Origin of the sequence: Caballeronia sp., assembly GCF_049581465.1 — a bacterium.
In the GTDB taxonomy this organism is placed as follows: Bacteria; Pseudomonadota; Gammaproteobacteria; order Burkholderiales; family Burkholderiaceae; genus Caballeronia.
Genome location: NZ_JBAUSA010000083.1, coordinates 1 through 7,158 on the forward strand (window position 1 = coordinate 1; position 7,158 = coordinate 7,158).

The following is a 7,158-nucleotide window of genomic DNA, read 5'->3' on the forward strand; positions in this document are numbered from 1 at the left end:
GAAAAAGGGCATTGCGACAGGAACGAACGCGCGAGACAAGACCACCGCGAAAAAGGCGAGCACAACGACCACCCAGAAAAGCCGCGCAGACACCGGGTCTCAACCCAGCCGCCCCGCCAGCAAGAAGGGGGCGGTCGCCAGGAAAAGGGAGAATTGGTAAGCATGGCGCGTCGTACGCAACCGAGTCGACTCGACCTGTGGATGAATGGATTGCCCGTCGGATCCTGGGCGACCGCGCACGGCGGCGAGCGTCTGGTGTATCGGGACGATTGGGTCGCCGATCCGCAAGGGCGCCCGCTCTCGCTGTCGCTGCCCTTTACGCCGGGCAACCAGCCCTATCGCGGGCAGGTTGTCACAGACTACTTCGACAACCTCCTTCCTGATAGCGAGCCAATCCGGCGCCGGATCGCGGCACGGTACAAGACCGGTGGCACAGCGCCCTTTCAACTGCTCGCCGAGCTAGGCCGCGACTGCGTTGGCGCCCTCCAGATGCTGCCGCCCGACCAGGAGCCCGTCGACCTCGCGAGCATCAAGGGGCGGCGCTTAAGCGAGGGGCAGATTGCGGGTCTGCTGCGAGACACGACCTCGGCACCCCAGATGGGGCAGCACGAATCGGTTGATGACCTGCGCCTGTCGATTGCCGGCGCGCAGGAAAAGACCGCCCTCCTCTGGCACGACAATCAGTGGCTTCTGCCCGAGGGCAGTACGCCGACCACGCATATCTTCAAACTGCCGCTGGGGCTCGTTGGCAACATGCGGGCGGATATGCGGACGTCTGTGGAAAACGAGTGGCTCTGCTCGAAAATCGTCGCAGCGTACGGCTTGCCCATCGCCGGGTGCGAAATCGCTCGTTTCGAGGATCAGAAGGTGCTCGTCGTCGAACGGTTCGACCGCACTCTATCGAGCGACGGAACCTGGATCCTGCGGCTGCCGCAGGAGGACATGTGCCAGGCCACGGGCATGCCAGCGCTACAAAAGTATCAGTCTGACGGCGGCCCCGGTATCGAGCCGATCATGGACGTGCTCGCAGGCTCGGACCGCGCCGCAGCGGACCGGCGCAACTTCTTCATGACACAGATGATTTTCTGGCTGCTTGCGGCAACCGACGGCCACGCGAAGAACTTCAGCATCGCCCACCTGCCCGGTAACCGCTACGAATCCACGCCGCTCTATGACGTGCTCTCAGCTCACCCCATCATCGGCACGGGGGGCAATCAGTTCGCTGCGCAACGGGTGAAACTGGCGATGGCTGTGCGCGGCAAGAACGTCCACTACCTCATCAACGAGATCCAGCGCCGCCACTGGATAGCTCAAGGCAAGCGCGTTGGATTTTCTGCGGCGGACGTCGAGGCGATGATCGGCGAACTGACTGCGCGAACCGCGGGCGTGATCGACGAGGTTGCGGCCCTTCTCCCCCGCGATTTCCCGGCGGACGTTGCCGAGACGATCTTCAACGGCATGCGTCGCCTGAATCGCAAACTCGCCGGGCTTCGGTGAGCGTCGCCGGTGTCCGGTGCGACTCAGATCGAAACCCGTTGAGGGAAATCAGTCTGCGCCTTCAACGATCCGGAAGTCTCGCTCTACTGCGTCGCCAAGTACTTTAAGTGCCGCCTGATAGGCCTCACTTTCAAACGCTGCGATGGCCTGCGCGAGGCTGTCGAACTCGACAAGCACCGTGCGTTCCGCAATTCCCGCGCCATGTGCGAACGACGCTACGCCTCGAGCCAGGATTTTTCCACCGCCAGCCTTGATAGCCGGCGTCGCAAGCTTTGAATATTCGACGAGTTGGTCGGCCTTATGAACCGTCCGATACGCGCTTACCCAGTATCCTTTTGCCATATCAATCTCCGGTATTGTTGAGCAGGATGACAAAATCTAAACGATAGATATTCGAAGCGTCTGGTCATCGGCAGCCGCTTCAATCGATTGACCGGCAGCATAGCAAGAAAAAGAAAAGCCGACCTAGTGACGTTAGCCGAATAAGCATGGCAATGCCCTCTCGCTCAACAATGGCTTCTTGCTTAGCTTAGTGAGCGCTTGACAATTCATGTCTAAAAATCTAGTTTTATAAACATGAAACTCGAATTCTCTGACACTATTCCGGTCGATTGGGAGCGCTTCGCCGACGTGTTTTCGGCTTTAGGCGACCGCTATCGGCAGCGCATTTTGCTCTTCTTCGAACCGGGTGAGCGGCTGACCATCAAGCAGATTGCCGACGCGCTTCCGCTAAGCCGGACAGCAGCCCTGCACCACGTTCGCGTGCTGCAGGCGGCGCGCCTCCTCGAAGGCAGCAAAGAAGGCCGCGAGGTCTTCTTAACCGTGAACAAAGCGCTTTTACTAGAAGCCCTGGCGAATACCGCTCGCTACGCAGAACAAGCACTATGACAAATCCTCGCCGCAACATCCGCATTAGCGGCACAGGCGTCGCCGTGCCTGAGCACGTATTGACGAGCGATGAAATTGATCGTCGCTTCGGCCTGCCGGCCGGCACGGTATTCAAACGGTATGGCGTACGCGCCCGTCATCGCACGGTGGAAGAAAACGCGGCTCAGCTTGCCGCCCGCGCGTGCGAAGAGGCGCTTGCCCGAGCCAATCTTAGCTGGAGCGATATCGATTGCCTCGTCGCCGCATCCGCCACGATGGATCAGGCGTTGCCATACAACGCGGCGATGGTTCTAGCGACGATCGGCCCCCGCGCAAACCGGATTGCAGCGTTTGATATCGGCGCAAGTTGTCTGTCGTTTCTCGTGGCACTCGACACGCTCAGTTATCTGGTCGAAGGTGGCCGCTACCATAACGTCATGATCGTATCCGCCGATATCGCTACGTTCGCGCTCGACTGGTCGACGCTTGGCGAATCGGCAATTTTCGGCGACGGAGCGGCGGCTGCGGTGATCCGCAAAAGCAGCGAAGCGGAGGCATCGGCGATTCTTACATCGAAGATCGAGATACACGCAGAAGGTGTGGACCATTGCCATATCAAGGCCGGCGGATCGCGCTATCACCCGCGCAGACTGAGCGAAAGTATCGATCCGCTCTCGCTGTTCCATATGAACGGCCCCCGGTTGTTCCGGACCGTGTCGCGCGAACTGCCGCGCTTCGTGAGCGATCTGTTCAGCGCCGCGGCCCTTACCATCGGCCAGATTCGTCTCGTCGTTCCGCATCAAGCCAGCCGGCTAGCGCTCGACCATTTGTCAAAGCGATTACGTATCGATCCAGCACGTACCATCGATATCCTCGCGAACTTCGGCAATCAAGTCTCAGCGTCGCTTCCGTCGGCGTTGCATCACGCCATCGCGGGCGGCCGGCTTGATCGCGGCGGCACAGTCCTGCTGATCGGGACAGGTGCGGGCGTGACGATCGGCGGCATGGTGATGGTCTATTGAAATGCGCGTACTCGTGACGGGTGGCACCGGTTTTCTCGGGCGGCATATCGTATGGCGCCTCAACACGCTCGGCCACGACGTAGTTTTCACCGGGCGTAACGAGCATCACGCGTCGGAAGTCTTGCGTCATGGCGAGCCGGGCAAAAGCCGCCTCGATTTTATTGCGTTGGCGCATGGCACTCCTAACAGTACGCGCGCATTGCAAGCCGCAGCGGCCCAAACGGACGCAATCGTGCACTGTGCGGCGCTTTCGTCTCCTTGGGGACATCGTGACGATTTCGAGCGCGCCAATATCGATTCGACACGCGAAGTGATCGACGCATGCGCGGCCTACCGTATTGCGAAGCTCGTACACCTGTCGACGCCTAGCCTATATTTTAATTTCCAAGATCGCGTGGCGATCCGCGAAGACCAGCCTTTGCCGCGCCCCGTCAATGAATACGCAAGGACCAAGGGCATAGCAGAGCAGATGGTCATGCATTCCGGCATTGGGTCAGTGATCGCACTGCGCCCGCGCGCGATCTTCGGTCCCTGGGACAGCACTCTTCTGCCACGGCTCCTGCGAGTAGCCCGGCAAACACGCTTGCCGTTACTGCACGGCGGCACGGCACTGGTTGACATGACATACGTCGATAATGTCGTCGACGCTGCCTTGCTCGCGCTCTCGGCCGACATCGAGCGCGCCACGTTAAATATTAGCAACGGCGAACCCATGCCCGTCATCGACCTGTTCCAGGCGCTCGCCGCGGCCTTCGGCTTCGAGCCGCGTTTTCGTAACGTTCCTTATTACCTGCTTGCCGCGATCGCCGCATTGCTTGAGGGTATTGCCACGCTCAGGCCACGCTGGGAGCCTCCCATTACACGTTACTCGGCCGGGCTTCTCGCCTTTTCTCAGACACTCGATCTGACACAAGCCCGCGAGACGCTCGGATATTTTCCTCGCGTGCCGTTTGCTGAAGGCCTCCAACGCACCGCAGCGTGGTTTGCCCTGCAGCCAGAGCGCCGCGAATGAGCGTCAACCTCCGCTTTCATTTGCTTAAGGTTGGGCACTGTTCGCACCCCGAGTGCGTGACGCAACGTGGCGGCCGGTTTTCCGCCACGCCTTTCCCCGCGCTCGTGGGGCTGATCGTCCATCCGCAACGCGGCCCGATGCTGTTTGACACGGGTTACAGCGACGCCTTCTTCGCCGCGACAAAGCCCTTTCCCGAGCGCTTTTATCGATGGGTCACACCCGTTTCGCTCCCGAGCGACGAATCGCTGGTCCGACAACTTGCGCGCCACGGTTACGCCCCGGGTGATATCAAGCATTTGTTCGTCTCCCATTTGCACGCGGACCATATAGCCGGCTTGTCGGACTATGCGAACGCACGATTTTTTGCGCTGCGTGCCGAAGTGGATGCCATGCGCCGCCGCTCTCGGATCGGTGCACTGCGCCGCGGCTTCCTGCCTGCCCTGCTGCCTGCGAATTTCGAGTCCAGACTGAGCTTCGTGGAGGATTTCCCTCGCGTGCGCCTGGCCGATTCGATGAAGCCGTTTTCCGAAGGCTTCGACCTGCTTGGCGATGGCAGCCTGATCGGTGTCCCACTACCCGGCCACACAGCGGGCCAGATGGGCGTGCTGTTCCGTGCAGCGGATGGACGCGACGTGTTCCTGGTCGCCGATGCGTGCTGGTCGCTCGACGCAGTCAGGCGCGACAGGCCGCCAACCTGGATTGCATCCCAGCTCTTCGCGGACAAGCGCGCCTATCTGGATACGTTCTACGCCGTCAGGCAACTGCTCGCCACGCGCAGCGATCTGCTGATCGTGCCATCGCATTGCGAATCAACCTGGAGGCGCGTAAGCGATGAAACCCGCTGAACTCATGCTCCTCCTGATCGCCTTTATCCGCACACGTTGGGGATTTCGCTTTCGCGACCGCGCTTCGCTTGAGCGCTGGCAGAACAAGCAACTTGCACGTTTTATCGGCGGCAGGCTGCGAAATGCGGCTTTTTATAGCGCATGTACCGCACGCAATATCACGACGTTGCCGATCGTGGACAAGGCGATAACCCTTGCGCAGTTTTCGGCATTCAACACCCTCGGCGTATCGCTTGAAGATGCCACGAACGCCGCGCTCGTTGCAGAGCGTTCGCTCGATAAGGCCGCCGCTGTCGAAACCGGTTGGACCGCCGGTCTTTCAAGTGGCACACAAGGGCCGCGTGGCGTGTTCCTCGCGTCTGCCCGGGAGCGCGCGACATGGGCAGGCATTCTGGTCGCTCGCACGCTTGACCGCGATCTGCTGAAGGACATCCTGCTGCGCCGCGCGCCGCTGCGAGTCGCGTTTTTCCTGCGCGCGAACAGCGCACTTTATACAACGCTCAAGAGCCGGCGCATCGATTTTCGCTTCTTCGACCTGCAACGCGGTGCCTTCGCGCACGTCGACGCTTTGACGCAATTCGAACCGGACGTACTCGTCGCACCGGCCAGTGTGCTCGCGTGGCTTGCCGGCGAGTCGCTGGCCGGCCGCGCGGCGATTAGCCCAAGGAAGATTATCTCAGTCGCCGAGGTGCTCGAACCAGACGACGAACATCGGATTCGCTTGGCTTTCCACCAGCCTGTGCACCAGCTATATCAATGCACCGAAGGCTTTCTCGCTTATACGTGCGCCGAAGGCGCGCTGCATCTCAACGAAGAATTCGTGCATATAGAACCGGAATGGATCGATGAAAGCCATACGCGCTTCAGACCGGTCATCACGGATTTCACGCGCCGCACGCAGATGTTCGTCCGTTATAGGTTAGATGACATTTTGCGCGTACGCGCTGAGCCATGCGCGTGCGGCCGTTTCACTCGCGCACTCGCGGCAATCGATGGCCGCCTGGACGACGTCTTGTGGTTCCCCACGACCGATCACACACGCTTGCTTCCACTCTTTCCGGACGTTTTGCGCCATACGTTCGCGCGCAATGCGAATGACGTTGCCGATTATCGGATCGAGCAGCAGGGTGACACTTTGCATCTGGCGGTGACCGGCAACGATGCCGTGTTCGATGCGATCAAACTGGCCGTCGATAAGCTGGCCATTTCGCAAGGTATGGAACCCCTTCCCTGGCTGCGTGTCGAGATGCAAGAGCCGAGGCCGGCGGCCAAGCGCAGGCGCATCGTCTGCGTTGCGCGTCCGCTCGCTTTCTCCGTCAGGATTCCTGATGACGCGTAATGTGCTCATACTGGGCGGCCGCTCGCCCGCTGCGTTGGATCACGCGCGCCGCTTCGCGCATCAGGGGTGGAGGGTTTTCGTGGCGGATAGTATTCCCTGCCAGATCAGCGGCGCGTCACGTGCGGTCACCGCCGTGCTGGCCATTGCATCGCCAAGGCACACACCCGAGCGCTTTGTCGATGATCTGCGGCGCGCTTCGCTCACGCATGCCATCGACATGATCGTGCCGACCTGCGAGGAAGTATTCTTTGTCTCGCGCTACCGTGACCGGCTACCGGCACACGTCCGAGTCGTGGCGGACGACTTCGGCAAAATGCGCGAGGTGCACAGCAAATGGCGCTTCCTGTCGCTGGCTCCGGATTGCGGTGTCGAAGTGCCGGAATCGGTGCTGGTTACATCGATCGATGAAGCGCGCGATTGGGCCGGAACCAAGCCGATCGTGCTGAAGCCGGAGTTCTCGCGATTTGGCGTGCATGTACGGCTTTATCGCGATGGCATGCCTCCCGACGCGCCATCGCTCAAGCCGCTCGGCAACTGGGTGGCGCAGGTCTACGCCGATGGCCGCGAGTTCTGTTC

7 protein-coding genes and 1 pseudogene are annotated in these 7,158 nt (G+C 60.7%); 7 read left to right on the forward strand and 1 reads right to left on the reverse strand.

Annotated elements, in window-relative coordinates; genetic code table 11:
* Positions 1 to 162: 162 nt before the first annotated feature.
* Positions 163 to 1,497, forward strand: a complete 1,335-nt coding sequence (locus WCA53_RS01980) for a type II toxin-antitoxin system HipA family toxin (protein ID WP_423904928.1) — start codon at positions 163 to 165, stop codon at positions 1,495 to 1,497.
* Between the two features lie 48 nt (positions 1,498 to 1,545).
* On the opposite strand, the gene WCA53_RS01985 is transcribed toward WCA53_RS01980, so the two are convergent.
* Entirely contained in the window at positions 1,546 to 1,839 is a 294-nt protein-coding gene (locus WCA53_RS01985; protein WP_423904931.1) for a DUF1330 domain-containing protein, read from the reverse strand.
* Positions 1,840 to 2,073: 234 nt separating this feature from the next.
* Here WCA53_RS01985 and WCA53_RS01990 point away from each other — a divergent pair, with 234 nt between their 5' ends.
* From WCA53_RS01990 to WCA53_RS02015, 6 genes and pseudogenes are all read left to right on the forward strand, one after another.
* Positions 2,074 to 2,385 (forward strand): ArsR/SmtB family transcription factor, encoded by a 312-nt coding sequence (locus WCA53_RS01990; RefSeq protein WP_423904934.1) that lies wholly within the window; start codon positions 2,074 to 2,076, stop codon positions 2,383 to 2,385.
* Positions 2,382 to 3,386, forward strand: coding sequence for a 3-oxoacyl-[acyl-carrier-protein] synthase III C-terminal domain-containing protein (locus WCA53_RS01995; protein WP_423904936.1), 1,005 nt, complete (start codon positions 2,382 to 2,384; stop codon positions 3,384 to 3,386). The genes WCA53_RS01990 and WCA53_RS01995 overlap by 4 nt, the downstream gene beginning before the upstream one ends.
* Position 3,387: 1 nt before the next feature.
* Entirely contained in the window at positions 3,388 to 4,398 is a 1,011-nt protein-coding gene (locus WCA53_RS02000) for an NAD-dependent epimerase/dehydratase family protein (protein WP_423904938.1), read from the forward strand.
* On the forward strand, positions 4,395 to 5,243 hold the full coding sequence (locus tag WCA53_RS02005; RefSeq protein ID WP_423904939.1) for an MBL fold metallo-hydrolase: 849 nt from the start codon (positions 4,395 to 4,397) through the stop codon (positions 5,241 to 5,243). Before WCA53_RS02000 ends, WCA53_RS02005 begins: the two co-directional genes overlap by 4 nt.
* A complete protein-coding gene (locus WCA53_RS02010) occupies positions 5,230 to 6,582 on the forward strand; it encodes a F390 synthetase-related protein (protein WP_423904940.1) in 1,353 nt (450 codons plus the stop codon). The genes WCA53_RS02005 and WCA53_RS02010 overlap by 14 nt, the downstream gene beginning before the upstream one ends.
* A pseudogene (locus WCA53_RS02015) lies at positions 6,572 to 7,158 on the forward strand (ATP-grasp domain-containing protein); the annotation flags it as partial. The gene WCA53_RS02010 and the pseudogene WCA53_RS02015, both read left to right, overlap by 11 nt.